This is a genomic window from Bartonella phoceensis, from assembly GCF_902825145.1.
Lineage (GTDB): Bacteria > Pseudomonadota > Alphaproteobacteria > Rhizobiales > Rhizobiaceae > Bartonella > Bartonella phoceensis.
The window spans coordinates 196,499-222,879 of sequence record NZ_CADEAD010000003.1 but is presented as its reverse complement, the minus strand read 5'-3'; the positions used below and the strand labels follow the sequence as shown (position 1 = coordinate 222,879).

Genomic DNA, 26,381 nt, shown 5'->3' with positions numbered 1-26,381 from the left:
CTCACTGAAACGTGGTGAGCGCGCAGGGATTCGAACCCTGGACCTACTGATTAAAAGTCAGTTGCTCTACCAACTGAGCTACGCGCTCCCATACAAACTATTTTGCTCGTAGAAAGTGAGTGGAACATACGGTTGACTTTTCATTTGGTCAACACCTTTTAAAAAAAAATATTATTATTCGGTTTAGTTATCAATAATTTTCTGTCTTTTCTCCTTTTCTCATCACTATGTATACAATTTTTACCCATTTTGATTTTCAATAAAAGGAATAATTTCGATATAAAAATTCATCACAAATTTTGAAATATAGAAGAAAAACAGAGAATCCCTACAAATAATAAAATGTGTTGATAAATAGCCAAAGAGAACAAAACAATTGTATGCTTCGTTATTGAGTTTGACGGGTAGAACAAGTAAAAACATGTTTATCGAGAGTCATAGGCATTATATTATTTTCTTAAAAGTATAACTGTCTATTTTTATATCTGTAAATGTTTTTTCAAACTTTCAAATATTGAGTGCGACTTTGGTAATGCACGAAGGAAATATATCGAAGAAATGTGTTGTTATGTAAAAATAAGAATACATAAATAAAAATTCTAATTAAATTAAAATAATATTGAAAAATATCACTAATGACTATAGAAAATTACGTTCGATATTTTATATGCAGATAATTTACTGAAAATAAAAATCAGGAATATAATACGTGAAATGATCCAAGTGCGTATAATTAAGCTGCCATCTTTGCTGAATGGGTATAGAGTACTGTTTTTAATCGAGCTTTTTATGATAGATATTACAAGATAAACAGATCTATTCTTAAAAGAGATGGATGGCTCTTCCCCAAAATGTTTGTAGAATTTCGTTTAAGATAATTTGTCTCATTTAAAATAAGTAAATTATATTTAGAAAAGTATTATTTAATATATACATATAATATAGTAAATATATTTTACTATATATATGAAACTAAAATTTCATATTATAATATGTATTATTTATTAATATAAATATAAAAACATTAATTTATTAAAATTAATAAAGAAGTTTTTTAATTTATATTAAAAAAATATATAAATTTATATATACACATATTTTATTTTATATTTACTTTATTTTTGATTGGAATATTGAATGCTGACGTGTAAACAATATGAGCTACTCTTATTTATTCATAATCACATAAAGGAAACTGGCATTTCTCCTTCCTTTGATGAAATGAAAATTGCATTGGAGCTTTCTTCAAAGTCTGGTATTCATAAGCTCATGGTAGCCCTAGAACAACGAGGTTTTATACGCCGTTTACCAAATCGTGCCCGCGCAGTAGAGGTGATTCGACTTCCCGAGAAAATAACATTTAATCTTTCTCTAGCGCGTAAAATTTCTCCCAGTAAGATAGAAAAAAACAGAAGAGAAATATCAAAAAGTTTTGGTGATCTTGATGACTTTAAGGTAGAAGACAAAAAGAATATTACTATTCCTATTATGGGTCGTATTGCTGCAAGTGTGCCTGTCTCCGCTATACTGCAACAAACAAATACGCTTTCTTTACCACAAGATATGATTAATTCAGGTAAGCACTATGCTTTAGAAGTCAGAGATGATTCTATGATTGAAGCTGGTATTCTTGATAAAGATACTATAATTGTTAAATGTCAAAATACAGCAACATCAGGTGAAATTGTTGTAGCATTCATCGATAAAGAAGAGGCAACTTTAAAACGTTATCGACGCAAAGGGACCTCTATTACATTAGAAGCTGCAAATCCTCACTATGAAACACGTATATACGGTTCTGAGCGTGTCCAGATACAAGGTAAACTTATAGGCCTTATTCGCAAATATTAAAAAATGAAGAAATTTCCTTAGTATGTTCATATATCTAGCAAAAAATTGTTTGGTATTTTTTATATTGTGCCACACTTATTGACAATGACATACGCACCCATAAAACATTTTGGTAAGAAAACGAGTAACTTTGTAACAAGCCGCATTTGTACCAAGAATAAAGAGCATTCTTTTATTCTCAATAAATAAAAACAGCAAATAAAATTTAATCGGCATAAAGTTGCAGGGTATAGTTTATTATGGCAGCCCCTCGTATTAGTTTCATCTCCCTTGGTTGTCCAAAAGCGCTGGTAGATTCTAAGCGAATTATTACAAGATTCCAATCTAAAGTTATGAAATCTCACGTAAGCATCAAGGGGCTACTCTCGTGATTGTGAATATTTGTAGTTTTCTTGATTCTGCTCGAAATGAGTCATTAGACAATATTGATGAAGCCCTCAAAGAAAATGGAAAAGTTATCGTAACTAGGTGTCTTGGTGCGGATCTGATATTATTCATCAAATACATCTTCATGTAATAGCTATTTACAGGACCACAGGCTTATAAAAGTGTTATAGAAGCTGGTTCATACGGCAATTCCTACAGTTTTCATGATCCCTTTATTGATTTAGTTCCTTCACAAGGTGTTTGCTTAACACCGCGTATGTCTATTTAAAAATTTCTGAAGGATGCTATAAGCGCAGTTTTTGTATCATTCCTACTCTTCGTGGTAATCTTATTTCACGTCCTATTAATGATGTTCTTTGCAAAGCTGAAAAACTTGTACAAGCCAGTATAAAAGAGCTTTTGGTTATCTCGCAAGATACAAGCGCTTACGGCATTGATATTAGATATCTTAAGAGCCTTTAGAAAGAGCGCACAGCAAAAACCAAATTTTTCGACCTTTGTCGCGAATTAGGCGATATGGGCATTTGGGTGCGCATGCATTACGTTTATCCTTATCCCCATGCTGATGAGGTTATTGAACTTATGGCTGCAAAAAAATTCTTCCCTATCTGGATATTCCTTTTCAGCATGCCTCGTCAGCTGTTTTACGCAATACGAACCGTCTCCTGCTCTTATGGAAAAAACGAACCGTGGAATTGAAAAGTGGAGCACAGTTTATCCAAATCTCACTTTGCGTTCAACATTTATTGTTGGCTTTCCAGGTGAAACAAATAAGAATTTTAATATACTTCTTGAATGATTAGAAGAAGCAAAAATTGAATGTACAGGATGTTTTAAATACGAAAAAGCAAAAGGTACTTCCCAAATGATTTGGGATTAGAAAACATTGCCGAAGAAATAAAAAAAAGCCGCTTGCATCGCTTTATGGCAAAGTAATAACAAATCTCTACACGTATTTTAAAGGAAAAAATTGAAAAAAGACTTCAAGTTTTAATCGATGAGAGCCAAGGAAAAATTGCTAAAGGTCGTACTCAATATGATGCTTCAGAAGTAGATGGAGTGGTGCATATATCATCACACGACGACCACTACGTATTGGTGAATTTGTCACCGTAAAGATAGAAAAAGCGGATGCTTATGATCTTTATGGTATCGCAGTTTAAAAGTAAGAGGTTTAAACGTATCGTATTTAACCATTAGGATTTATAATAAGTTTTTAAAATCAAAAAATTTTTTGTCGAGCAAATGGCTTGGACGTACATTTGTTAAAGCGCGAATCATAGTCTCTTTACGTCCTGGCATTTTTCTTTCGATATCTTTTAGCATTTCTTTCATTACATTACGCTGTAACCCATCTTGGCTGCCACATAGATTGCAAGGAATGATAGGAAACTGCATTTCTTGAGAAAATTTTTCCATATCTTCTTCTGCAGCGTAAACAAGAGGGCGTAAAACAAAAAGATCTCCTTCATCGTTCATAAGTTTCCCAGGCATAGCTGCTAACCGCCCACCATGAAATAAATTCATAAAAAATGTTTCTAAAACATCATCACGATGATGTCCAAGAACTAATGCAGAGCATCCCTCTTCACGCGCAATACGATATAAATTACCACGTCGCAACCGAGAACAAAGGGAACAATATGTTTGTGTATGTGCCAATTTATCCGTAACAATAGAATAAGTATCTTGATATTCAATACGGTATGGAATTTGATAAGAGTTTAAAAAATCTGGAAGAATATGTTTTGGGAATCCTGGTTGTCCTTGATCAAGATTACAAGCGAGAATTTCAACAGGCAAAAGACCACGCCATTTTAAATCTAAAAGAAGCGCGAGTAAACCATAAGAATCCTTTCCACCCGATAAAGCAATGAGCCATTTTTTTCCTGAAGACAGCATAGAAAAATCATCAAATGCTTGCCGTATATGACGTAAAAGCCGTTTACGTAGTTTATTAAACTCCACAGTTGAAGGAGCAACCCGAAATATTGGGTGACAATTATCAGCTTCTCTTGCTAAAGGATCAAATTTCTCTACATTTTCTTTCATTGCTTGATATTTGACTGAAATATTAATCCATAATACCGTAATCTAACACAATAAAGAGTTTATTCTGCAAGAATAACAGAGATAACAATAGACATAACACAGCTTAAATTGATACTCTGTTGATCTATAGATGAGATATACAAAAAAGAAATAAAATTATACAAGTTTCTTATTATATTTTACAATAAGAAACTTGTATAACTTCGTTTATAAAAACACCTGTTAGCCTTAACGGCTATAAAAAACGGTACAGCATTTTCAATGCATACAAAAAATAAAAGAGGGCAACATCCCTCTATAGAAAATTAACGAGAATAAAACTCAACAACCAAATTGGGTTCCATTTGCACAGCATAAGGAACATCCGCAAAAGCAGGGACCCGTGTAAACGTTGCCTTCATTTGATTATGATCTGCTTCAATGTATTCAGGCACATCACGCTCTGCTAACTGTATAGATTCTAATACCAAAACAAGTTGTCTTGATTTTTCACGAACTTCAATAACATCACCTGGTTTACAACGATATGATTGAATATTCGTGCGCCGACCATTTACATTGATATGACCATGATTGATAAATTGACGAGAAGCGAAGATCGTAGGCACAAATTTTGCACGGTAGACGACAGCATCCAAACGCGATTCTAAAAGTCCGATAAGATTTTCACCAGTATCTCCACGTCGACGAGCAGCTTCTGCGTAAGTTTTACGGAATTGCTTTTCTGAAATATCACCATAAAAGCCTTTTAATTTCTGCTTAGCGCGCAATTGTACACCATAATCAGAAAGTTTTCCTTTGCGGCGTTGTCCATGCTGACCTGGACCATAATCACGGCGATTTACAGGAGATTTGGGACGTCCCCAAATATTTTCTCCCATACGACGGTCAATTTTGTACTTTGTTGTTTCGCGTTTACTCATCGCATTTCCTTCAAAAATAGAATACAAGGCCTCACATTAAGATCTTAAGGAAACGCGCCCTCCTCTGCCTTTAAATCAAAAGACCGACAGGATACTTTAACATATGATATGCAAAGACATCCACGGGACACGTCAATCAATACCCTTCTCCCAGGAGAGAAAGTTATGAGAAATTTTATTGATCTTGTACTCCAAAGTCAACTCCTTTCACGACATTTAAGTGAAATCCTTCTAATAAACACTTTGTTGAGGAAGTTATATTTTGCGATGTAAATAAAGCAAAATCTTTGTATTTTTTTAGTTTTTTTGAATGTACTTTTTCCTCTAATAATGATCTAGTGTGTTTGGCTACAGCTTTTGCTGGATCAATCCATTCAACGGGCCATAAAGCTTGTTCACGAAAAAAGTGAAGCAAAAAAGGATAATGTGTACAAGCTAAAACGATAATGTCAGTGTATTTGCCATTTTTCTCAACAAAACATGGAAGAATCTCGTGACGTAACTCTTTTAAATTTATAGGTTTTCCACGTAAATAATCTTCAGCAAATCTAGCAAGTTTATTACTTCCAACAAGCTTAACATCACACTGCGCAGCAAAAGAATTTATTAATTCATGTGTATAAGCCCGCTGAATTGTTCCAGGAGTGGCTAGGACTGAAATAAAACCAGATTTTGTTTGTTCAGCTGCTGATTTAATTGCGGGAACTGTTCCTACAAAAAGAATATGGGGAAACTTCTGTCGTAAGTCTGCCATCATCAATGTCGAAACGGTATTACAAGCAATCACACATAAGACAGGATTATAGAGTGCCAAAAGATTTGTAAAAATCTTTACAATTCGATTTTTCAGAATATTTTCTTTCCAATCCCCATAAGGAAATCCAGCGTCATCAGCAACATAAATAAATTGCATTTCAGGAAGAAGTACGCGCACTTCCCTCAACACTGTTAAACCGCCAATGCCACTATCAAAAAAAAGAACAGGTCGTTTATCCATCGGTTTTCACACTTGTTTTTAATTTTTTACGTTGACGTTCTGCAGGTGCACCACTTCCCCGTGGAAATTGAGGAGAAAAATGATCCAATGAAGAGATAATCCCCCTTAACAAGCGAACTTCAGATTCACTAAAATGAGCGCGTGTAAAAACAGAACGCAAATTTGCAAGCATTACCTCTTTGCGCTCTCTGGGTCTAAAATATCCACGAACATCCAAAGCTTCTTCTAATTGAGATAAAAAACCATGAAATGTTGCTTTATTTGCTGGTTCCATCTCTACTGCACGAAAAGCTGTATCGCTCCCATCTCCCAAACCTGATTTCATCCACTCGTAAGACATGAGCAAAACTGCTTGTGCAATGTTAAGTGATGCAAAAGCAGGATTAACTGGAAAAGTAATAATTTCATCAACAAGGCTGATTTCATTATTTTCTAGTCCCCACCGTTCTCTTCCAAATAAAATACCCGTTTTATGCCCAATATTTTCACGCTGACGTAACATATTCGCTGCTTCAACGGCACTTTTTACAGTTTTAAAACCACATCTCGCACGTGCTGTTGTAGCAAAAACATAATGCAAATCTGCAATCGCGTCACGCAGTGTATCAAAAACAACTGCATTGTTAATGACATGATCTGCTTTACTTGCAGCGGCCCTGGCTTTTTCACTTGGAAATGTTTCTCGAGGTTTGACTAAGCGGAGCTTAGAAAGTCCAAAATTTGCCATCGCCCTTGCTACCATACCAATATTCTCAGGCAATTGTGGTTCAACTAAAATAATAATTGGACCATCTGTTAAATTTTTACGATTCTTATTAGTTCCAGCCATCAATCCTACCTAATTCTATATATTATGCCCCTCATAGTTGATTTTTTTGAACGCAACCATTTTAAGAAGATATCCTCATAAATAGCCTTTTCACTAATAAATTGCGGTTATAATATTATTTTTTCATGCAGAGTCTATGTTGCAAAGGATTAACAATGAATTGTGAAAATTAAAACAAACTTTGGTTTTAAAGTTTTAGGGCAGTTATGTTGAGGTACCTTAACCTTAACGTTGCACCATTTAACATATTATAATATTTGTAAATCATAATCTGAGTTGAATTATAAAATCATGCATTATAAAAAAGGAAAATGCACTTCATTCCCAAACTTTTTCCTGCAAAACTTGTTCGTCGTTATAAACGTTTTCTTGCTGATGTTAAAGGGGACGATCAACAGATCTTTACCGTATCAGTTCCTAATACAGGATCGATGCTTGGATTGACAACTCCTAACTCTAATATTTGGCTTTCATATAACAACAATTCCAAACGAAAATATGCATACCGATTAGAAATTGTTGAGGTAAATAATACTTTGGTTGGAATCAATACGACTTTACCAAACAAACTTGCCTTAGAAGCGATTCAAAATGGACTATTACCAGAATTAAGCGTGTATAAAACAATCTTAAAGGAGCAATGCTATGGGACACAATCACGGATTGATTTTCTTCTGCGTGATGGTATCCTCCCTGACTGTTATCTAGAAGTCAAAAATGTCCATTTTATTCGCCAAAAAGGATTAGCAGAATTTCCTGATACCGAAACAAAACGCGGTACACGCCATCTTGAAGAGCTTATAAAAGTTGTGCAACAAGGAAAACGTGCCGCTACGCTTTATGTAATTCAACGAGAAGATTGCTCAGCTTTTACAATCTGCCATGATTTAGACCCAATATATGGACGCAAATTTAATTTGGCATTAAAATCAGGGGTAGAATTTTATGCTGTAAAATGTCACGTAAGTGTAGAAGGCATTTTTCCGATTCATCGAGTAAAAATAGAAAACAGAAAAAGCAATGACTGATTATATTGAATATAATAAAGTACCCTTAAAATTTAATGGGAAAATTCGCATTTTTGATGAGCACGCTTTTGCTAAAATGCGTGAAGTTGGTCGTATTGCTGCAGAATGTCTTGATGCACTTACGGAGATTATTAAGCCTGGTATTACTACGCAAGAAATTGATGATTTTGTGTTTATTTTTGGTGCCAAGCGAGATGCTCTTCCTGCTGACCTGAATTATCATGGATACGGTCATTCATGCTGTACATCCATTAATCACGTTGTTTGCCATGGCATCCCCAATAAAAGACTTTTACAAGAAGGCGATATTGTTAATGTTGATGTAACTTTTATTCTTGACGGTTGGCATGGAGATTCAAGCCGTATGTATCCTGTTGGAAGAATAAGGCGTGCTGCAGAACGTCTGCTAAAAATAACACATGAAAGTCTTATGAGAGGAATTTCCATGGTCAAACCCGGTGCTACCACGGGTGATATTGGTGCAGCTATTCAACACTATGCAGAATCCGAACGGTGCTCAGTTGTAAGAGATTTTTGTGGACATGGAATCGGACAGCTTTTTCATGATGCGCCCAATATCCTCCATTATGGAAATCCTGGAGAAGGCATAGAACTCAAACAAGGTATGATGTTTACAATTGAGCCAATGATCAATCTTGGAAAACCACAAGTTAAAATTTTGTCTGATGGCTGGACTGCTGTTACACGTGATAGATCTCTTACTGCACAGTATGAGCACACAATTGGTGTAACAAGTGAAGGATGTGAAATTTTTACGCGATCTCCTAAAAATATTTTTTATATTCCAAGCTCAAGTACCTAAACAAATGTAGAAATGCCATGGCTAAAAAAATAAATAAAAAGGGAGATATTCAAAGCAATCATTTTGCATTAACATCAGGTTTGTCACTTAATCCTACAACAGAAATAAAAAGTAAAAAGCTTCAGAAAAATTCACAGATACATAAACATTATCAAGGACATCGTGAACGTCTTCGTAAACGCTATTTAAAGTCAAAAGGAAATGCCCTTGAAGATTATGAATACCTTGAATTATTACTTTTTCGTACTATCCCCCGTGTGAATACAAAACCAATAGCTAAGAGCTTAATAGCACATTTTGGTTCATTGGCTGACGTGTTGGGTGCTGATATTCATCGGCTTCAAGAAGTTCAAGGATGTGGCCCGGTAACAGCGGTCGATTTAAAAATTATTTCAGATGTGGCTGGACGCCTTGCTCGTGCAGAATTGTATAAACGTGATATTTTTTCATCATGGGATAAAGTATTGGCTTATTGTAAAGCTGTCATGGCGCACGAAACACGTGAACAATTTCGTATTTTGTTTCTTGATAAGAAAAATGGTTTACTTGCTGATGAAGTACAACAAACTGGAACCATTGATCATACTCCTGTCTATCCGCGTGAAGTCATCTCTCGAGCTTTAGAATTATCTGCAGCAGGACTTATTTTAGTGCACAATCACCCTTCCGGTGATTCGACACCTTCTAAAGCAGATGTAACAATGACATACAGATTAAAAGACGCAGCGAACGCGTTAGGTATCACTATTCATGACCACCTTATTATCGCACGAAATGAATACACGAGTTTCAAAGCATTAAAACTCATATAAAACTCTTAAATAAAGAAGAATTCCGTTTAATGGTTCATAATGAATCAATTTTCTAAATCAATATCTAATATGGCCATCGAGAAATTGTATGATAGTTCATCTTCATCGTCATCTCGATAGATAATACCTAAAAATTCATCACCAATATAAACCTCACAAGAATCATCCTTTTTAGGCCGCGCTTTCACTTGCAATGCTGAATTTTGGAATATGTTTTTAAAATAACTATCAAGTTTTTTTATTTCATCAGCATTCACTATGCTCTCCTGTTTTTTGAGACTCCTAAATTAAATCCTGGACGGCGAATAAGGCACTCCTAAGATTCCGTAAAGATAGTGGGAAATTTTAGTTCCAATCTTTGTTTATATTACCTATGTTCAAAATAACACTCTCTTAACACACTATACTAAAGAACTTTGTTAAATGGTCTATCGTTGAAATATAACCGTATAGATCCAAAAGTAAAAAAACAGTTAGAAAACCATAAATTTTTAATAATTTTCATCTTATCCCCAATTTTAGCATCTGCATTTATAAGCGTACTCTGCTGAAACAGTGATCAACAATTTATATATTTTTCCTTTTCTATCACAAGCAGCATTCTATAAAATAAAGGTACATTCGTCTTTTTACAGCTGCTTTGTTTACGGAAAAAGATTATTGTACACATTAAAAAAATCCTCTTTAATTACTTCTAAAGTAAACGCCTTTAACCTATAAAAAATTATACTCTCTATAAATAAGCTAATGAAGACTTATTGTTATTTCTTCTATCCTTTTATAAAAATTCACATTGCCTTTACCTAAGAGAAAAAATATTAGATATTTGGTGAATTCTAAAATCTATGAATATCTCTCATATGATAGGGTAACGAGAAAGAAAATCGATAACGCCTTTTTTATAAACCTTATCTCCCACAGCAAGCATATGATCCCGATCAGGAATGGGTAACACTTCACCACAGGGTAACAAGGCTGCTAACGGTTCTGCTTCACCGCCGATTTCATCTAATGAACCGACAGCAACAAGTGCAGGTTGTTTAATTTTGTAAAGCTCAGTTGCTGTTAACTCCTGTTTTGATGTGATAATACAAGCAGCGAGAGCGCGTCTATCACTTTTAGTATAATCTACAAATTTACGAAACATCAAACCACGCGAATTAGTAATAGTAGAAATATCTTCTGCTAAAAGAGCCTCAGCAACAGGTTGCCAATCTCCTGCCCCTGTTACCATACCGATACCTAAGCCACCAAAAATAACGCTGTGTACGTATGTTGGATATAAAAGAGCCATAAATGCACTAATGCGAGCACCCATAGAATATCCCATGACATGCACTTTAGATAACTCTAAATGCTGCAACAATCTCATTGCATCTTCAGCCATAGCTTGAGGTGTATAAAAAGAAGGGTCGTAACTTTTAGCAGAATCTCCATGACCGCGATTATCAAGAGCAATAACACGATATCCTGCTTCAGTCAGGGTATGAAACCAACCTGTAGCATACCAATTCACACGTGCAGAAGACCCAAAACCATGGATCAACAAAATGGGCTCTCCCTGCCCTTCCTCTCGATAAGCAAATTGCAAACCGCCATATTCAAAAAAACAAATATCTTCCGCTGTCATTTTACATCACTTTCACACTTTCCACAAATAGTAGGATGCAGAACACGTTGCCCCTTCTGTATTTGTTTTTCAGCAACTTCACCAGCATTAACTTCAAGTGCGAAAGTTGCAGGTACTCCTGACGCAATAATATCCGTTGAAAATGGAGTTGTTTTTTCAACAATCGATACGATAACCCCTTCACTGTTTAAAAAAATCATATCTAAGGGCAAAGGTGTATTTGCCATCCACATAAAAAATTCCTGATTATCCTTTAATTGCTTACCTCCTTGCTGTTTAAAGAGCATTGCGTGATCACGTGGAAAATCAGTGCGATACATTAGGCCAGCTGCCGCCTGAGATTGTGTAAAAGCAATCTCTACCCTGTAAGAAACTACACCTTGTTTTGTCTGTATTTTTAAAGGAAACGGATGAACAGGAATCTCCATGGGCTTTTTAGCTGCAACCGTGCGCACCTCTAACATGAAAAATAGTGCCAATACAACGACACAGCCTCTTTTAAAAGACTTTAACATTTTTATCTCCACTACAGACAATTCCTTAAATTTGTTACATAAAAAGTACCAGAATTTAAAAAGTACAAAACAAAAGAATTATTTTCTTATTGTTTTCAATGCAATTATTGGCAATCAGCTTCATTTAATTTGCAGCTTTACGGATATACTTTCTCCTGAACTTGCGGGTTGATAGTCATTCCTAATCATACCTACACAACAATACTTTTCTGTTAAAAACACGAAGAGAGCATGTAACTTCAAGAGGAAATTCAGTGTGTAGAAAACGGAATCCCTATATCCGGATAAATTTCCGCTGTCATTAAGCCTTTTTCCCCTTTACCAAAACGCACAAGAACAACCTGACCAGAGCGAAGTTCTGCTAAACCAAAACGGCGCAATGTTTCCATATGAATAAAAATATCTTCTGTTCCCTGTCCGCGGCTGAGAAAACCGAATCCTTTATCACGATTAAACCATTTAACAATTGCGCGCTCTAAACCACTTTCTGGAGTAACAACAACATGTGTACGGGCTGGAATTTCTGATGGATGAATCGCTGAAGAACAATCTATGGATTTCACTTGAACGCACTTCAATCCTCGTTCAGTTTTTTCCACAACACAGATAACTTTAGCACCTTCTAAAGCCGTCTGAAAACCATCCCTGCGCATCACCGTAACATGCAATAATATATCGGGAAAATTAGGCAAATCAGGTACAATAAATCCGTACCCTTTACTACTATCAAACCACTTAATGATCCCACTAACTTCAATAATCTCACCACAAGCACTTATACTATCCTCAGATAGGGAACAATCTTTTAATGCATCCTTACTCGTCATAATAAAATGGATCCTGTAGCTTTAAATTGTACGATATTGATTCTCTACGATAAGTAAACATTGCTCTTGCATCAACACGCAAGCCCCAAGATAAGATTTCCCCATGTTGTCGTACCTCCTATGTTAATATCAACACAAATATTTATAGCTGAATTGTTCTCTCTTCAAACGGCCTAAAAAAGTGTTTGATCGTACACTTGATATATCTTACAACAAGCGGTTCATAAAAAAAGAGAATAAAATTTTTTACATAATAATATTTATGATATTTTCATGAATGTGAAACTTGCATGATGAAGAAGTTCAAGATAAGGTGCAGGAGCTACAACCAAATTAAGGAAAGTGCGCGATGAAATTGAAAAAAATCCTTACTACGTTCGCTTCTGTCATGGCATTTCTAACAAGTGTCTGTGCGAGCGAACCTATCAAAATTGGCGTTTACCTTCCGTTAAGTGGTCAAAATGCATTTGGAGGCCAGCTTGAAATTAGAGGCATAGAATTGGCGCATAAAAAAGTCCCAAAAATATTAGGACGTGAAGTAAAACTTGTTGTTATTGATAATAAATCTGATAAGGTAGAAGCCGCTAATGCTGTTGTACGTTTAACTGCGAGTGAAAATGTTCATGGAATCATTGGTAGCTACGGTTCTTCACTCTCCTTAGCTGGTGGGGAGATATCTGAAAAAGCAAAGACTCCAAGCATTGCAACTTCCTCAACAAGCCCGCTTGTTACACAGGGAAAAAGATATTATTTTCGCGCTTGCTTCATTGATTCCTACCAAGGCAGAGGAATTGCAACTTATGTAAGTCAAACTTTACATGCCAAAAAAGCAGCTATCCTCAAAGATATATCAAGTGATTACGCAATTGGTCTTACTAGTTATTTTGCGCGTGCTTTTAAGAAATTAGGTGGTGAAGTTGTTGCAGATTTAAACTACAATTCTGGAGATCAAGATTTTTCAGCTGTTCTTACACAGATTATAGCGCAAAAACCTGATATTCTATTTATTCCATCCTATTTTTCTGAAGGTGCCATTATCATGAAACAAGCGCGTGAGCTAGGCGCGACGTTTAAAATAATGGGTGGAGATGCTATGGATAATCCAGAAACTATTGCAATTGCAGGAAAGGCTGCAGAAGGTTTCTTACATACAACATTTCCCTACAGTGAAAATATGCCAAATATGTCAGCAGTTGCGCAAGAATTTACAAATGAATGGAGAGCAGCTTATCCTGATAAAGAACCAAATATCAATTCTGTTTTGGGATACACGAGTTATATGATGTTTATGAAAGCTATTGAAAAGGCTGGCAGTGCAGATCGTGAAAAGATTACTGAAGCACTTAGCCAATTAAAAGATTTTCAAACCCCCTTTGGTGATATGTCTATGGATGAAAATCATAATCCTAAAATTCCTATCGGTATAATTGAAATAAAGGGCGGAAAACGTGTCTATTTAGATGAAGTCAAACCTGCTTTTTAAAAAAATCAGGAATTTTCTAATAAAAATTTAAGAAGGAGCTGAGGATTTTTCCTCAACTGAGATCTGAGGGTTTCTTATTTATTCTATATGAATTAACAAATGTGGAAGGATGAGAGATGGGCACTGAAATGTTCATCCAGTATTTTTTTAATGCACTGGCATTGGGGTCTCTGTATGGACTTATCGCTATTGGTTACACTATGGTCTATGGTATATTGAGGCTTATTAATTTTGCTCATGGTGATATCTTTATGCTGGGAGCATATTTCGTTTTCTTTTCCACAATTAGCTTTATGCCTGCTTGGGCTGCACTTCTTCTTTTTTTGATAGCTGTTCTTATTTATTATTCGGTGTTTATAGGATTCAAAAGGCGCCCTTCAATTTTTTGGATTGCTGTTTTTTTAATCCTTACTTTAGGGTTCGTTTATTATTTTAAAATTGCTCCACAAGATTTTACACCGATTTGGGCATTGGCTCTCTGTTTTTCCATTTTTATTACAAGTGCAGTAGGGATTACTATCGATCAGTTTGCTTATAAGCCTTTACGCCACGCTCCACGTATCTCAGCACTTATCGGTGCAATAGGAGTTTCCTTTTTTATTGAAAATCTTTCTACTGTACTTTTTAGTGGTGTTCCAAAAGGTGTAAAACAGCCAGATTTTCTTGTAATACCGTTCCTATGGCATTTAAAATCAGGGGCAAATGGAATCATTAGAATTGCTCCCATGTCTCTGATCGTTCCCCTTGTTTCGTTTATTCTTATTATTTTATTGTTATGGGTTATCCATAAAACAAAACCTGGTCTTGCTATGCGTGCAATTTCTCATGATATTGAAACGACGCGTTTAATGGGTGTTTCTGTCAATAAAGTTATTGCATTTACATTTGGTATAGGCTCAGCACTTGCCGCTGTTGCGGGGATTATGTGGTCATTACGCTATCCTCAAATCCAACCTTATATGGGCGTTCTTCCTGGACTAAAAGCGTTTATCGCTGCTGTTATTGGAGGTATTGGCTCAATTCCAGGCGCAATGTTGGGGGGATTGTTACTAGGATTTATTGAAATTATGATTATCGCATTCTTTCCTGCTCTTTCTGGATATCGAGATGCTTTCGCTTTTGTTTTATTGATTCTGATTTTATTGGTAATGCCCACAGGGTTAATGGGCAAAAAAAGTCAGGAGAAAATCTAATGGCAAAATTAGCAACGACTTTTCTATCATGTATTAGCATTTTAATTCTTGTTGGTTTTTTATTTTATGCTGATAACCATTTTAATGATTATACACTCCGTATCATTAATCTTATTGCTATCAATGCAATATTAGCTATTTCACTTAATTTGATTTACGGCTTTACGGGGATGTTTTCTCTTGGTCATGCTGGCTTCATGGCTATTGGTGCGTATGTATGCGCAATTTTACTTCTTTCTCCTGAACAAAAAGAAATGATGTGGATTCTTGATCCTATCGCTGAACCGTTAAATCATCTACAGTTGCCTTTTTTTGTAGCTGTTGTTTTAAGTGGTCTGTGTGCTGCAATTGTAGGTTTATTGGTTGCTCTCCCTATTTTACGTCTTGGTGGTGATTATCTTGGAATTGCAACATTAGGGTTTGCAGAAATTATTCGCATTGTTATTACAAACGCTACACCCATAACAAATGGCTCTCTAGGAATCAAAGGAATACCTCAATATGCAACATTATGGTGGAACTATGGTTGGTTGGCATTTACGGTTACCTTTATTATCCTCTTGCTGCGAAGCAATACTGGTAATGTATTACGGGCTATTCGAGATGATGAAATTGCTGCAAAAACAATGGGGATTAACTCTTTTTTCTACCGTAGTTTTTCCTTTACCCTTGGTGCATTTTTTGCAGGTATAGGAGGAGCATTGACGGCTGCTCTTATTTCAACGATCGATCCCAAAATGTTTAATTTTCTTCTTACTTTTAATATTTTGATGATTGTCGTTGCGGGTGGTCTTGGTTCAATTACAGGGAGTATTATCGGAAGTATTATTATTACAGTCATGCTTGAGTGGCTTCGCATTATTGAAAGTCCATTTGACTTAGGTTTTATACATATTCCAGAGACACCAGGGCTCCGTATGGTTATTTTTTCCCTTTTATTGCTTGTAATTATCTTATTTTGGAGAAAAGGTTTGTTAGGACAACATGAGTTTTCATGGAATGGGATTTATAGCTTTTTGACACGCAAAAATCTCTCTAAGACTGAGGGAAAGCTATGAACGATACCATCCTTTCACTCAATGATATCGTGATGTGTTTTGGCGGATTGGTTGCTGTAAATAATATTAATATGGCAATAAAACGAGGAACAATTACTGGATTAATTGGTCCAAATGGCGCTGGAAAAACAACAGTTTTTAATATGATTTCAGGATTTTATGCCCCCACAAGTGGAACCATTCTTTTTGATGGGAAGAAAGTTTCTGGAGCCCCTCCTTACATTATTTGTCGGCGCCATATTGCACGAACATTCCAAAATATTCGCCTTTTTTCAGGATTGACAGTTTTGCAAAATGTTATGGTAGGAGCTCATGTTCGACAAAAACATCCATGGTTTTCTTCAGCTCTATTTTTTCCAAAAGCAATGAAAGAGAAAAGAGAAGTCTATAAGAATGCGATGGAACTTCTTGAGCGGCTACAACTTGATCACCTTGCCAATCAATCCGCAACGACACTGGCCTATGGTGTACAAAGGCGTCTAGAAATTGCACGCGCGTTAGCCACAAAGCCAAAATTACTTCTTCTCGATGAACCTGTTGCTGGTATGAACCCACAGGAGAGTGAGGACCTTAGACAATTTATAGCAAAAGTACAAAAAGACTTTGATCTTACGATTCTGCTTATCGAACATGATATGAAAGTTGTTATGGAACTTTGCCAATATATTTGGGTCATGGAGTATGGTTGTTGCATTGCCAATGGCACACCAGATGAAATTCGTAATAATCCTAAAGTTATTGAAGCTTATCTTGGCGGAGATGTTTATGGACATTCTTAAAATAAAAAATCTTCACGTTCATTATGGTGCCATTAAAGCTATTCAAAACTTGTCTATGTCTATAAAAAAGGGAAGTATAGTAACTTTAATAGGTGCCAATGGAGCAGGAAAAAGCAGCATTGTGCGTTCTATTACAGGACTGAATCGATCTGTCTATGGAGAGATTATCTATAAAGGCGAATCAATTATTAAAAAGTCCCCAGAAAAAATTTTGCGATTAGGGATTGCTCTTAGTCCTGAAGGACGCCGTATTATGCCTCATCTTACCGTTTTAGAAAATCTCCATCTAGGCGCTTATATCCGTCATGATAAATCAGGTATTGCTCGTGATATTGAATGGATATTTGATCTCTTTCCACGTCTGCGTGAAAGAGCAAAACAATTGGGGGGAACAATGTCAGGTGGGGAGCAACAAATGCTTGCTGTCGGTCGTGCACTTATGAGCAATCCTGACATGATAATATTAGATGAACCTTCTCTGGGTTTGGCACCACTTCTTGTAAAGGAACTTTTTTCGATTATCCAAAAAATTAATAATATGGGAAAAACTGTTCTCCTTATTGAACAAAACGCATTTGCAGCGCTTTCCATTGCTGATTATGCTTATATTTTAGAGGTAGGACATGTGCTATTTCATGGTAAAGGTAACGCTATGCTTTCTGATCCACGTGTTAAAGAAGCATATCTTGGTGGATAAAAACTATATTAAAAATAGGGGATTTCATTCTTCTTAAAAGCATTTCTTTGGTGTGAAAGAAATGCTTTTTGAAATACGTTTTTTATGATTACATCCACCATTTTTCAGTTCTGAATGTTCCAGCTGCTTGTTCTATAATGTAAGCTATTTGAAAAATAACTTCCTCAGCAAAAGGTTTACCAATCAATTGCAATCCTAATGGTAAACCATTTGATGAGAGACCAGCAGGAACAGAAATTCCTGGCAAACCTGCCATATTAACTGGTACAGTAAAAATATCATTGAGATACATTGCCACAGTATCATGTTTTATTTTTTCATCGGCGATGCCAAAAGCGGGTGTTGGTGTTGCGGGTGTAAGGATAGCATCGATGCCGGAGGCAAAACACTGATCAAAATCACGTTTCACGAGTGTTCGTACTTTCTGAGCTCTAAGATAATAGGCATCATAATATCCTGAGGAGAGAACATAAGTACCAACCAAAATACGCCGTTTTACTTCATCACCAAAACCAGCTGAGCGGGTATTTTCATACATTTCAATGACATCTTTTCCTGGTATGCGAAGACCAAAACGAACACCATCATAACGTGCTAAATTAGAAGACGCTTCTGCGGGAGCGACTATATAGTAAGCAGGCAAAGCATATTTTGTATGAGGCAATGAAATATCTCTTATTTCAACACCTGCTTCTTTGAGCCAATTCATTCCTTTTTGCCAAAGCTCGACAATTTCTGGAGACATCCCTTCTAGATGATATTCTTTAGGAATACCAATTTTCATTCCTTTTATTGATTGACCAAGATAACTTTCATAATCAGGAATGGGTACATTAACCGAAGTAGCATCTTTTTCGTCAAAGGAAGCCATTGATTGAAGTAAAATAGCGCAATCACGGACATCCCGTCCAATAGGCCCTGCTTGATCAAGTGATGAGGCAAAGGCAATAGTTCCCCACCGTGAACAACGCCCATAAGTTGGTTTAATCCCGACTGTTCCAGTAAATGCTGCTGGTTGACGTATTGAACCACCGGTATCTGTTGCTGTCGCGCCAGCACAAATCTGCGCGGCAACAGCAGCTGCAGAACCACCTGAAGAACCACCAGGTACAAGTTTTTCATGGGAACCTTTTTTTCTCCATGGACTAATAACAGGACCATAATAGGATGTCTCATTGGAAGAACCCATAGCAAACTCATCCATATTAAGCTTACCCAACATAACGGCTCCATCTTGCCATAAATTAGCAGTTACCGTTGATTCATAATGTGGCTGAAAACCATCAAGAATATGTGAACAGGCCTGCGTATGGACACCCTGTGTTGCAAAAAGATCTTTAATTCCCAACGGAATTCCTTCTAAAATTCCTCCCTGCCCTTTAGCCAAACGGTTATCTGATTCAGCAGCCATTTTTTTTGCTTGTTCTGCTGTTATTGCGACATAAGCGTTCAAAGTTGGATTAGCTACTTCAATCGCTTTTAAATAAGATTCTGTTAATTCGGTTGCTGTGAATTCTTTTTTAATAAGAGCATCACGGGCTTCTGCGATTGTGAAGGTTGTTAAATCGGTCATATTGGTTCTCAAGTTTTTAAAATATAAAAAAGCTACTCGACGGCTTTTGGGACAAGAAAAAAATTCTCTTCTATAGCAGGTGCGTTTGCTATGATATCTTCTGCTTTATCACCATCTGTGACATGATCTTCACGCATCCGTAAAGTCATTGGTATCACTGAGGTCAATGGTTCAACATGACTGACGTCGACTTCACGCAATTGTTCTACAAAACTTAAAATGACATTGAGTTCTTTTGTCATACGTTCGGCTTTATCGTCATGGATAGCAATACGTGCTAAATGTGCCACTCGCTTGACTGTTTCTTGATTAACAGACATATTATGCCTTTCTGCTTTTTTATTTTGATATTCATTTATCGGGTATACAAGGCTACGTTTGCAAGCACAAGAACATTGATAACGCGAATAAAAAATATAATATAAACCTGAAACATAAAAAGACCCAAATTATAAACTCCATGGCTATTATTAATATAAATGAAGTTATTACACATCTTTTACCTAAGCAAACAATAGCAGGTTTAGATTTGGGCACAAAAACCATCGGAATTGCAGTTTCTGATATAGGGCTCACTTTTTCAAATCCGCGTTCTGTAATCCAACGAAAAAAGTTTATGGAAGACGTCTACACGTTAATAAATTTTTTTAATCGTGAAAACGTAGGGGTTATTGTCATTGGCCTACCTCTTAACATGAATGGAAGCAGTGGTCCTCGCGCTCAAGCAACTAGAACTTTTGTAAGCAATATGGAAGCATATACAGAAATTCCATTTGTTTTTTGGGATGAACGTTTATCAACAATTGCTGCAGAACGCTCTCTTCTAGAAATGGATGTATCGCGTGCTAAGAGAGCAACCCGCATTGATTCGGCTTCTGCCGCTTTCATATTGCAAGGTGCTCTCAACAGAATTCAAAGCCTTCATCATATAGAGGGATAAAGAACATTTAACAAATGTCCTGCATTATATCGTGCAATAAGCATCCCATAGGAAGATCTCCATTGTCCTCCAAGTCGGCTCTCCATATAGGCATTTGCAACATGCTCTATATCTGTAGAACGTAATGATGCAGCTGCAGCCGCATACGCCACTTGTTCAACAAAAAATCTTCCTGCTCCCTCGTTTGCCGATGCCATTTCTACAGCAGACTTAATGATCTCGATAGTTCGTGGTCCTGCTGGCCCAATATCAAGAGCAATTTTTTCTAACAATTTCTGAAATAATCCTGGTGCTTTTTCAGCGATGAGAATTGCATCTTTTACCAATTGGTTAGCAGAAATATTTCTTACGATTCGTGCAGGACTATTACATAACATTTGTGATAATGGATTGCCTTCTATAAAACTTTTGATGCCAAGTTGTGCAATAATTTCACCAATAATAGGTATAACTAATTGGCTGACATGATAGGTAATAATAGGCGTCATGATGCGCGCAAAAGCTGCTTCAGAGCGATCACTTGCAGCATGGTCGAATGCCCGAGCTAAACGCAAAACTAATGCTTGTGCAGCAGCAACATCCAGTGCGATATCTGCAAAAATACGTTCTGTCAGTGGTGATAAAGGCTGATCTGGCATTTTTTGCCGAAAAAAATCTATGCCCAATTGAAGTGCAGCGCGCAAAATACCCGCTGATACGACAGATTGATCAAAACGCATCATCGTTTCAATATCTTTAATGATTTTAAATCCCTCCCCAATATTTCCCAAAAGCCAACCATAACACCCCTGAAAATCAACAACACCCTCTGGCGTTAAAGATTCTCCGGAACGCTGAAGCAAATGAAGAATTGATATGGCCCCATTTAACGAACCATTTTCTTGGATACGTGGGACTAAAAAGCAGCTTAAATGACCATCTAACTCTGCACTCACAAGATATCCATCCACTATAGGATTAATAACGTTGGTTTTTATAATATTTAAGCGATACAGATCACGTCCCATTTTTTCATCAAAAGAAATCTTCTTAACACTTGGAAAATTGAAGGAGTGTTTTTCGGGTTGTTCAACATCATCAAAAGCACAAGTAAGTGAAGCTGCCTTTTTGCTATTAACAGGCTTGGACGATAAATCATATTGACGTGATAAGAGTACATTTTGCCATTTTCTAAAAAGCTCAACATCACTGATTAAGACAGCAATAGCTGCACTTGCCGTAATAACCTCATTCAAATGCCCTGTTTCTAGATTAGCAGATAAAGCCAAGCGAATAGCACGTGCTTGATAGCGTACCCCGTTTTCTGAGGGGATATTTTCCCAAAGCGAGGTCACCAAACCAGCTTGTCTAGAATATTGTTGAAGCGTTTTATAAGAGGAATGTATCTCTAATTTTTCTGTTGGCTGTCCCCATTCATCGTTATAGCGTAATGCTGGTCGATAACGATTCGCCAAATAAGAAAGCTCCCATGCTTCACGACTCGCTACAAAATCTCCTATTTCTTCAAAACTTGCTAATAAAAACTTAGGCAAAGTAGAAGCAATACGAAACATAAGCGTATCACTAAGAAACGCATTTTTTCGGCGGATATTTTGCGTAGACACAGCATTCATAGGCATATTCCATTATTCAAATCATTCATATCATAGACTATTTGTCTTTTTGCAGTTAAAAAAACATTTATCATATTTAAACAAATGCTTGTTTAATCTGTTTAGAGAGAGATAAAAAAGAATGCTATGATTCAAAATACTTTTTTTCCCCTTTTCCCCTACCAACATCTTTTAGGTATTAAAGGTTTGAGTGTACAAGACCTGACTATATTGCTTGATCGTGCAGATGCAAATGTTACCCTTTCTAAAAAAATTGATAAAACAAAATCGATCTTATATGGGCGTACCCAAATAAATCTCTTCTTTGAAGCTTCCACGCGAACACGATCCTCTTTCGAATTAGCCGGTAAACGATTGGGAGCAGATGTGATGAGTATAGCTATTGACAATTCATCTGTAAAAAAAGGGGAAACATTGATTGATACAGTTACAACCCTTAACGCGATGAAACCAGATATACTCGTCATTCGCCATAGTAGCGCTGGAGCAGCTGCTTTGGTAGCACAAAAAGTTGATTGTTGTGTCATTAATGCAGGTGATGGTGTCCATGAACATCCAACACAAGCTTTATTAGATGCTCTGACCATTAAAAGAGCAAAAGGCCGTATTGAAGGATTAACTGTTGCAATTTGTGGAGATATTTTGCACTCACGTGTTGCGCGTTCCAATATCCTCAGTCTCAATGCTTTGGGAGCCCGGGTTCGTGCCGTTGCTCCTTCCACACTTTTGCCCACGGGAATTACCGAGATGGGGGTCGAGGTTTTTAAGACAATGAAAGAAGGCCTTAAGGATGCTGATGTTATCATGATGCTACGCTTACAATATGAACGTATGGCAGGTTCCTTTATTCCCTCTATTCGTGAATATTTTTATTATTTCGGTTTACATAAAAAAAATTTAGCTTATGCCAAAAAGGATTGCATTATTCTACATCCTGGCCCAATAAACCGTAGTATAGAAATCGCATCTGATATAGCAGATGGACCACAAAGTATGATTCATACACAAGTAGAAATGGGGATCGCTGTACGTATAGCTGTCATGGAGGCTTTATTAAATTCACGCCTTCAGTCAAGGGAAGAAAAAAAATGACAAAGCCAATTGTTTTTCAAAATGCTCGTATTGTTGATCCTTCGCGCAAAATCGACGAAATTGGCACAGTCATTGTTGAAAATAGACGGATTTCAGCTGCTGGAAAAGAGGCCTCAAATCAGGGTATTCCTGAAGGGGCAGAGATTATTAATGCACAAAACAAAACAATTTTACCCGGACTTGTTGATGCACGCGTTTTTGTTGGAGAACCAGGAAATGAGTGGCGTGAAACAATTGCATCAGCAAGCCAATCTGCAGCAGCAGGTGGTATTACTTCTTTCCTTATGATGCCAGACACAAATCCAGTCATAGATAATATAGCGCTTGTTGAATTTATTATGCATACAGCAAGGGAAATGTCATCAGTCAATATTTATCCCGTTGCTGCAATAACTCAAGGTTTTAACGGACAAGAAATAACCGAATTTGGCTTGCTAAAAGATGCAGGAGCAGTTGCTTTTAGTGAAGGCAAAAAAACACTTCAAAGTTCATCTGTTATGCGACGTGCAATGACTTATGCATGTGACTTCGACGTTCCCTTGATGCATGAGGTACAAGATAAGGACCTTATAGGAAAAGGTGTTATGAATGAAGGACTGCTCGCTAGTTGGCTTGGTCTTTCCGGAATACCTCGAGAAGCAGAAGTTATTCCACTTGAGAGAGATTTGCGCTTAGCTGCATTGACACAAACACGCTATCATGCTGCACAAATATCGACAGGATTGTCCGCTGATGCCCTTCGCTTAGGCAAACAACGTAGTGAGAAGATTTCAGCTGGTGTATCTATTAATCACCTGTCTTTTAATGAAAATGACATTGGTGAATATTGTACATCTTTCCGTTTTATGCCTCCATTACGTGGAGAAGAAGATCGTATGGCAATGATTGAAGCAATAAAAGATGGAACAGTGGATATTATTGTCTCTTCTCATGATCCTCAAAATATCGACACAAAACATTTACCATTTAATGATGCAACTGCAGGTGCCATTGGTATGGAAACTTTATTGAGTGCGGCTTTGCGTCTTTACCATGATGACACTATATCTCTTCTACGATTGACGGAACTTTTATCAACGGCACCTGCAAAACTCTTCGGCCTTAATGCAGGTACACTCAAAAAAGGTGTTCATGCAGACCTTATTTTGCTTGATCTTGAGGAACCATGGGTAGTCTCTGCAGAGAGGCTATATTCACGTTCAAAAAATACACCTTTTGAGAATGCGCACTTCCAAGGACGTGTTGTCCAAACTTTTGTTAAAGGACAATCAATTTTTAAACTTGATCAATAACTTAAATGAGATCTCTAATGAATGAAGGTGAAACACTTTTTCAATTTTGTACATGGTTTATCTTTCTGATGTCCTATCTCATGGGATCGATCCCATTTGGTTTGCTTTTTACGCGATTAGCCAAACTTGGCGATGTGAGAACAATTGGTTCTGGAAATATTGGAGCTACAAATGTTCTACGGACAGGAAATAAAAAAATTGCCGCTCTAACACTTCTTTGCGATATGTTGAAGGGCACTGTTGTTATTCTTGTTATAAAATTTTTAAAGGCCCCGATAGAAAATAGTATTCTTATTTCTCTAGCTGGTTTTCTTGCCTTTTTAGGACATCTTTTTCCCATATGGCTGAAATTTAAAGGTGGCAAAGGCGTTGCTACCTATCTTGGTATATGTTTAGGAGTTTATTGGCCAGCAGCAATTGTTTTTATTGTTGTGTGGATGGCAATTTTTCTCCTCACGCATTATTCTTCATTATCCGCACTCATTGCTGTGGTTATTACTCCAGTATTTGTTTATTTTTCCTATCCTTATCTCTATTTGCATTGTATGTTGATCACTATGAGCATATTGGTGATTACAAAACATTACGCAAATATCGGTAGATTATTAGGTGGGAGAGAAAACAAGATTGGCACTTAAAACGGGAAAAAACAAAGGAATTCTGCTCACGGATCGTCAACGTCTAAACTGGTTACGGTTATTGCGAAGCGAAAATATAGGAGCAGTGAGTTTTCGCAATCTCATTGACCATTATAAAACAGCAGAAAATGCTCTAGAAGCACTGCCTGAGCTTAGTAGAAAGGGTGGCCTTCCTACGTCTGTTCGGATAACAACGATAGAAGAAGCGGAAAAAGAAATGCAAAAAGCTGAAAGGTTAGGTATTCGCTTCATTGGTGTAGGAGAACCGGATTATCCAGCCTTTCTTAAAGTAATGGAAGCTTCACCGCCCCTTATTGCTATAAAAGGTAATGTTTCAATTTTTGAGAAACCTTCCGTTGGGATTGTGGGATCTCGAAATGCTTCAGCGGCTGGCAAAAAACTCGCCGCTCAATTTGCTCATTTTCTTGGAGATGCCGGTTTTACAACAATCTCTGGGCTTGCTCGTGGAATTGATAGTATTGTGCATCAAGCAAGTTTGTTAACAGGTACAGTAGCAGTGATGGCTGGTGGGATTGATTACATCTATCCCCCTGAAAACAAAAGACTTCACGAAGATATTATCAATAGCGGTGGAGCAATTATCAGTGAAATGCCCATTTCTTGGAGGCCACGCGCTATCGATTTTCCGAGAAGAAACCGCATTGTTGCAGGATTATCACTTGGTCTCTTGGTTGTAGAGGCTGCACTACGATCAGGATCCTTAATTACCGCACGTCAAGCTGCAGAAATGGGACGGTTAACTTTTGCCATTCCCGGTTCTCCACTTGATCCAAGATCCGTTGGTACAAACAACCTCATTAAGGATGGTGCTCTACTCACCACACATCCTTCTGACATTATAGAAATACTTACACCATTAACTCCAACCGCTACTCCGTCCCAACTCAATTTTTTTGAGGAAGAAAAACCAATCTCTTTACAACTTAAAAAAGACAATTTGAGTATAATTGATAAAAAAAACAACACCTCTTCTTGTGTTGGAGATGAAAGAGAGCGCGCAGCTATTCTTTCCGCTCTTTCCACAACGCCAATTGATTTAGATACACTCAGCACCCATTCAGGTGTTGCACTCTCAAACCTCTATCTCTTATTAATAGAGCTTGAGCTTGCTGGAAAGCTTATTCGACACTCTGGTGGTTATGTGTCATTGTCGAGTCTGGATCTTCCCCAAGAGCCTCAGCACTATTAATAATGCTTTGTCCTTCTTTGGCGACCATATCCAAAAGCAACGCTAGAAGCGGGCTATGCGCTTGACGTGCCATCTGATTCATTTGTTTTGACATATCTGTAATATATTGGATAACTTTTAAATGATTTATAAACATAAT

The 26,381-nt window shown here is 36.9% G+C and carries 26 protein-coding genes, 1 tRNA gene and 1 pseudogene; 15 read left to right on the top strand and 13 right to left on the bottom strand.

The annotated features are described in order from the left end of the window. Nucleotides 1-12: 12 nt before the first annotated feature. Nucleotides 13-88: transfer RNA gene (locus tag J7R07_RS05075), tRNA-Lys, on the bottom strand. A 1,049-nt stretch (nucleotides 89-1,137) separates the two neighbouring features. Between J7R07_RS05075 and lexA the strand changes: the two genes are divergently transcribed. Both lexA and rimO read left to right on the top strand, forming a co-directional pair. Further along, nucleotides 1,138-1,851, top strand: a complete 714-nt coding sequence (gene lexA / locus J7R07_RS05070) for a transcriptional repressor LexA (protein WP_208435818.1) — start codon at nucleotides 1,138-1,140, stop codon at nucleotides 1,849-1,851. Nucleotides 1,852-2,090: 239 nt separating this feature from the next. Next, nucleotides 2,091-3,401 (top strand): annotated as a pseudogene (gene rimO / locus J7R07_RS05065) (30S ribosomal protein S12 methylthiotransferase RimO). Nucleotides 3,402-3,441: 40 nt separating this feature from the next. On the opposite strand, the gene ttcA reads toward rimO, so the two are convergent. The 4 genes from ttcA to J7R07_RS05045 form a co-directional block, all read right to left on the bottom strand. Beyond that, a complete protein-coding gene (gene ttcA, locus J7R07_RS05060) occupies nucleotides 3,442-4,290 on the bottom strand; it encodes a tRNA 2-thiocytidine(32) synthetase TtcA (RefSeq protein ID WP_208435817.1) in 849 nt (282 codons plus the stop codon). A 305-nt stretch (nucleotides 4,291-4,595) separates the two neighbouring features. Further along, on the bottom strand, nucleotides 4,596-5,213 hold the full coding sequence (gene rpsD, locus J7R07_RS05055; RefSeq protein WP_208435816.1) for a 30S ribosomal protein S4: 618 nt from the start codon (nucleotides 5,211-5,213) through the stop codon (nucleotides 4,596-4,598). Nucleotides 5,214-5,388: 175 nt separating this feature from the next. Beyond that, nucleotides 5,389-6,210: a glutamate racemase gene (murI, locus tag J7R07_RS05050; RefSeq protein WP_208435815.1), complete on the bottom strand. Its 822-nt coding sequence runs from the start codon at nucleotides 6,208-6,210 to the stop codon at nucleotides 5,389-5,391. Further along, nucleotides 6,203-7,039 carry an RNA methyltransferase gene (locus J7R07_RS05045; protein ID WP_208435814.1) on the bottom strand — a complete coding sequence of 279 codons (837 nt, stop codon included), beginning with the start codon at nucleotides 7,037-7,039 and terminating at the stop codon, nucleotides 6,203-6,205. Before J7R07_RS05045 ends, murI begins: the two co-directional genes overlap by 8 nt. 311 nt (nucleotides 7,040-7,350) lie before the next feature. Here J7R07_RS05045 and sfsA point away from each other — a divergent pair, with 311 nt between their 5' ends. The 3 genes from sfsA to radC are packed head-to-tail and all read left to right on the top strand — an operon-like array spanning nucleotide 7,351 to nucleotide 9,702. Next, nucleotides 7,351-8,067 carry a DNA/RNA nuclease SfsA gene (gene sfsA, locus J7R07_RS05040; protein ID WP_208435813.1) on the top strand — a complete coding sequence of 239 codons (717 nt, stop codon included), beginning with the start codon at nucleotides 7,351-7,353 and terminating at the stop codon, nucleotides 8,065-8,067. Further along, nucleotides 8,060-8,890 carry a type I methionyl aminopeptidase gene (gene map, locus J7R07_RS05035; protein ID WP_208435812.1) on the top strand — a complete coding sequence of 277 codons (831 nt, stop codon included), beginning with the start codon at nucleotides 8,060-8,062 and terminating at the stop codon, nucleotides 8,888-8,890. The genes sfsA and map overlap by 8 nt, the downstream gene beginning before the upstream one ends. 17 nt (nucleotides 8,891-8,907) lie before the next feature. After that, the gene (gene radC, locus J7R07_RS05030; RefSeq protein ID WP_208435811.1) at nucleotides 8,908-9,702 is read left to right on the top strand and encodes a RadC family protein; all 795 of its coding nucleotides are present in this window, start codon (nucleotides 8,908-8,910) and stop codon (nucleotides 9,700-9,702) included. 44 nt (nucleotides 9,703-9,746) lie between these two features. Here radC and J7R07_RS05025 read toward each other — a convergent pair whose 3' ends face one another. From J7R07_RS05025 to J7R07_RS05010, 4 genes are all read right to left on the bottom strand, one after another. Further along, nucleotides 9,747-9,959, bottom strand: coding sequence for a DUF3126 family protein (locus J7R07_RS05025; RefSeq protein ID WP_208435810.1), 213 nt, complete (start codon nucleotides 9,957-9,959; stop codon nucleotides 9,747-9,749). A 599-nt stretch (nucleotides 9,960-10,558) separates the two neighbouring features. Continuing rightward, nucleotides 10,559-11,332, bottom strand: a complete 774-nt coding sequence (locus tag J7R07_RS05020; protein WP_208435809.1) for an alpha/beta fold hydrolase — start codon at nucleotides 11,330-11,332, stop codon at nucleotides 10,559-10,561. Next, on the bottom strand, nucleotides 11,329-11,847 hold the full coding sequence (locus J7R07_RS05015; protein WP_208435808.1) for a DUF192 domain-containing protein: 519 nt from the start codon (nucleotides 11,845-11,847) through the stop codon (nucleotides 11,329-11,331). Before J7R07_RS05015 ends, J7R07_RS05020 begins: the two co-directional genes overlap by 4 nt. Before the next feature lie 251 nt (nucleotides 11,848-12,098). Continuing rightward, nucleotides 12,099-12,674 carry a cold-shock protein gene (locus J7R07_RS05010; RefSeq protein ID WP_208435807.1) on the bottom strand — a complete coding sequence of 192 codons (576 nt, stop codon included), beginning with the start codon at nucleotides 12,672-12,674 and terminating at the stop codon, nucleotides 12,099-12,101. Nucleotides 12,675-13,023: 349 nt separating this feature from the next. Here J7R07_RS05010 and J7R07_RS05005 point away from each other — a divergent pair, with 349 nt between their 5' ends. From J7R07_RS05005 to J7R07_RS04985, 5 genes are all read left to right on the top strand, one after another. Then, on the top strand, nucleotides 13,024-14,157 hold the full coding sequence (locus J7R07_RS05005; RefSeq protein ID WP_208435806.1) for an ABC transporter substrate-binding protein: 1,134 nt from the start codon (nucleotides 13,024-13,026) through the stop codon (nucleotides 14,155-14,157). A gap of 116 nt (nucleotides 14,158-14,273) precedes the next feature. Further along, nucleotides 14,274-15,350, top strand: a complete 1,077-nt coding sequence (locus J7R07_RS05000) for a branched-chain amino acid ABC transporter permease (RefSeq protein ID WP_208435805.1) — start codon at nucleotides 14,274-14,276, stop codon at nucleotides 15,348-15,350. Continuing rightward, nucleotides 15,350-16,408, top strand: coding sequence for a branched-chain amino acid ABC transporter permease (locus J7R07_RS04995; RefSeq protein ID WP_208435804.1), 1,059 nt, complete (start codon nucleotides 15,350-15,352; stop codon nucleotides 16,406-16,408). The genes J7R07_RS05000 and J7R07_RS04995 overlap by 1 nt, the downstream gene beginning before the upstream one ends. Then, the gene (locus tag J7R07_RS04990; protein WP_208435803.1) at nucleotides 16,405-17,187 is read left to right on the top strand and encodes an ABC transporter ATP-binding protein; all 783 of its coding nucleotides are present in this window, start codon (nucleotides 16,405-16,407) and stop codon (nucleotides 17,185-17,187) included. The genes J7R07_RS04995 and J7R07_RS04990 overlap by 4 nt, the downstream gene beginning before the upstream one ends. Further along, nucleotides 17,174-17,884 (top strand): ABC transporter ATP-binding protein, encoded by a 711-nt coding sequence (locus tag J7R07_RS04985; protein WP_208435802.1) that lies wholly within the window; start codon nucleotides 17,174-17,176, stop codon nucleotides 17,882-17,884. The genes J7R07_RS04990 and J7R07_RS04985 overlap by 14 nt, the downstream gene beginning before the upstream one ends. A gap of 88 nt (nucleotides 17,885-17,972) precedes the next feature. Here the strand turns inward: J7R07_RS04985 and gatA are convergent, their stop codons facing one another. After that, entirely contained in the window at nucleotides 17,973-19,457 is a 1,485-nt protein-coding gene (gene gatA, locus J7R07_RS04980) for an Asp-tRNA(Asn)/Glu-tRNA(Gln) amidotransferase subunit GatA (protein ID WP_208435801.1), read from the bottom strand. 32 nt (nucleotides 19,458-19,489) lie between these two features. Continuing rightward, nucleotides 19,490-19,777 (bottom strand): Asp-tRNA(Asn)/Glu-tRNA(Gln) amidotransferase subunit GatC, encoded by a 288-nt coding sequence (gene gatC / locus J7R07_RS04975; RefSeq protein ID WP_208435800.1) that lies wholly within the window; start codon nucleotides 19,775-19,777, stop codon nucleotides 19,490-19,492. Nucleotides 19,778-19,917: 140 nt separating this feature from the next. Here gatC and ruvX point away from each other — a divergent pair, with 140 nt between their 5' ends. Further along, a complete protein-coding gene (ruvX, locus tag J7R07_RS04970; RefSeq protein WP_208435799.1) occupies nucleotides 19,918-20,397 on the top strand; it encodes a Holliday junction resolvase RuvX in 480 nt (159 codons plus the stop codon). On the opposite strand, the gene J7R07_RS04965 is transcribed toward ruvX, so the two are convergent. Beyond that, on the bottom strand, nucleotides 20,382-22,010 hold the full coding sequence (locus tag J7R07_RS04965) for an acyl-CoA dehydrogenase family protein (RefSeq protein WP_208435798.1): 1,629 nt from the start codon (nucleotides 22,008-22,010) through the stop codon (nucleotides 20,382-20,384). The two genes, ruvX and J7R07_RS04965, sit on opposite strands and share 16 nt — an antisense overlap. A 126-nt stretch (nucleotides 22,011-22,136) precedes the next feature. On the opposite strand from J7R07_RS04965, the gene J7R07_RS04960 reads away from it, so the two are divergent. Genes J7R07_RS04960 through dprA form a run of 4 tightly spaced genes read left to right on the top strand, consistent with a single transcriptional unit; the run spans nucleotide 22,137 to nucleotide 26,242 of the window. Further along, on the top strand, nucleotides 22,137-23,102 hold the full coding sequence (locus J7R07_RS04960) for an aspartate carbamoyltransferase catalytic subunit (protein WP_208435797.1): 966 nt from the start codon (nucleotides 22,137-22,139) through the stop codon (nucleotides 23,100-23,102). Next, nucleotides 23,099-24,394 carry a dihydroorotase gene (locus J7R07_RS04955; RefSeq protein ID WP_208435796.1) on the top strand — a complete coding sequence of 432 codons (1,296 nt, stop codon included), beginning with the start codon at nucleotides 23,099-23,101 and terminating at the stop codon, nucleotides 24,392-24,394. Before J7R07_RS04960 ends, J7R07_RS04955 begins: the two co-directional genes overlap by 4 nt. Before the next feature lie 17 nt (nucleotides 24,395-24,411). Next, nucleotides 24,412-25,032, top strand: coding sequence for a glycerol-3-phosphate 1-O-acyltransferase PlsY (gene plsY, locus J7R07_RS04950; protein ID WP_208435795.1), 621 nt, complete (start codon nucleotides 24,412-24,414; stop codon nucleotides 25,030-25,032). Continuing rightward, nucleotides 25,022-26,242: a DNA-processing protein DprA gene (gene dprA, locus J7R07_RS04945; protein WP_208435794.1), complete on the top strand. Its 1,221-nt coding sequence runs from the start codon at nucleotides 25,022-25,024 to the stop codon at nucleotides 26,240-26,242. Before plsY ends, dprA begins: the two co-directional genes overlap by 11 nt. On the opposite strand, the gene J7R07_RS08375 is transcribed toward dprA, so the two are convergent. After that, complete coding sequence (locus J7R07_RS08375) at nucleotides 26,172-26,378, bottom strand: hypothetical protein (protein WP_246464857.1); 207 nt, start codon at nucleotides 26,376-26,378, stop codon at nucleotides 26,172-26,174. The two genes, dprA and J7R07_RS08375, sit on opposite strands and share 71 nt — an antisense overlap. Between the last annotated feature and the right edge of the window lie 3 nt (nucleotides 26,379-26,381).

Coding starts and splice junctions, on each gene's coding strand:
- J7R07_RS05000 (WP_208435805.1), top strand. CDS start 14,274: ATGGGCACTGAAATGTTCATCCAGTATTTTTTTAATGCACTGGCATTG.
- murI (WP_208435815.1), bottom strand. CDS start 6,210: ATGGATAAACGACCTGTTCTTTTTTTTGATAGTGGCATTGGCGGTTTA.
- ttcA (WP_208435817.1), bottom strand. CDS start 4,290: ATGAAAGAAAATGTAGAGAAATTTGATCCTTTAGCAAGAGAAGCTGAT.
- J7R07_RS05020 (WP_208435809.1), bottom strand. CDS start 11,332: ATGACAGCGGAAGATATTTGTTTTTTTGAATATGGCGGTTTGCAATTT.
- J7R07_RS08375 (WP_246464857.1), bottom strand. CDS start 26,378: ATGTTTATAAATCATTTAAAAGTTATCCAATATATTACAGATATGTCA.
- J7R07_RS04985 (WP_208435802.1), top strand. CDS start 17,174: ATGGACATTCTTAAAATAAAAAATCTTCACGTTCATTATGGTGCCATT.
- radC (WP_208435811.1), top strand. CDS start 8,908: ATGGCTAAAAAAATAAATAAAAAGGGAGATATTCAAAGCAATCATTTT.
- J7R07_RS05045 (WP_208435814.1), bottom strand. CDS start 7,039: ATGGCTGGAACTAATAAGAATCGTAAAAATTTAACAGATGGTCCAATT.
- J7R07_RS04955 (WP_208435796.1), top strand. CDS start 23,099: ATGACAAAGCCAATTGTTTTTCAAAATGCTCGTATTGTTGATCCTTCG.
- gatA (WP_208435801.1), bottom strand. CDS start 19,457: ATGACCGATTTAACAACCTTCACAATCGCAGAAGCCCGTGATGCTCTT.
- sfsA (WP_208435813.1), top strand. CDS start 7,351: ATGCACTTCATTCCCAAACTTTTTCCTGCAAAACTTGTTCGTCGTTAT.
- lexA (WP_208435818.1), top strand. CDS start 1,138: ATGCTGACGTGTAAACAATATGAGCTACTCTTATTTATTCATAATCAC.
- rpsD (WP_208435816.1), bottom strand. CDS start 5,213: ATGAGTAAACGCGAAACAACAAAGTACAAAATTGACCGTCGTATGGGA.
- plsY (WP_208435795.1), top strand. CDS start 24,412: ATGAATGAAGGTGAAACACTTTTTCAATTTTGTACATGGTTTATCTTT.
- gatC (WP_208435800.1), bottom strand. CDS start 19,777: ATGTCTGTTAATCAAGAAACAGTCAAGCGAGTGGCACATTTAGCACGT.
- J7R07_RS04990 (WP_208435803.1), top strand. CDS start 16,405: ATGAACGATACCATCCTTTCACTCAATGATATCGTGATGTGTTTTGGC.
- J7R07_RS05010 (WP_208435807.1), bottom strand. CDS start 12,674: ATGACGAGTAAGGATGCATTAAAAGATTGTTCCCTATCTGAGGATAGT.
- map (WP_208435812.1), top strand. CDS start 8,060: ATGACTGATTATATTGAATATAATAAAGTACCCTTAAAATTTAATGGG.
- ruvX (WP_208435799.1), top strand. CDS start 19,918: ATGGCTATTATTAATATAAATGAAGTTATTACACATCTTTTACCTAAG.
- J7R07_RS04965 (WP_208435798.1), bottom strand. CDS start 22,010: ATGAATGCTGTGTCTACGCAAAATATCCGCCGAAAAAATGCGTTTCTT.
- J7R07_RS04960 (WP_208435797.1), top strand. CDS start 22,137: ATGATTCAAAATACTTTTTTTCCCCTTTTCCCCTACCAACATCTTTTA.
- J7R07_RS04995 (WP_208435804.1), top strand. CDS start 15,350: ATGGCAAAATTAGCAACGACTTTTCTATCATGTATTAGCATTTTAATT.
- J7R07_RS05005 (WP_208435806.1), top strand. CDS start 13,024: ATGAAATTGAAAAAAATCCTTACTACGTTCGCTTCTGTCATGGCATTT.
- J7R07_RS05015 (WP_208435808.1), bottom strand. CDS start 11,847: ATGTTAAAGTCTTTTAAAAGAGGCTGTGTCGTTGTATTGGCACTATTT.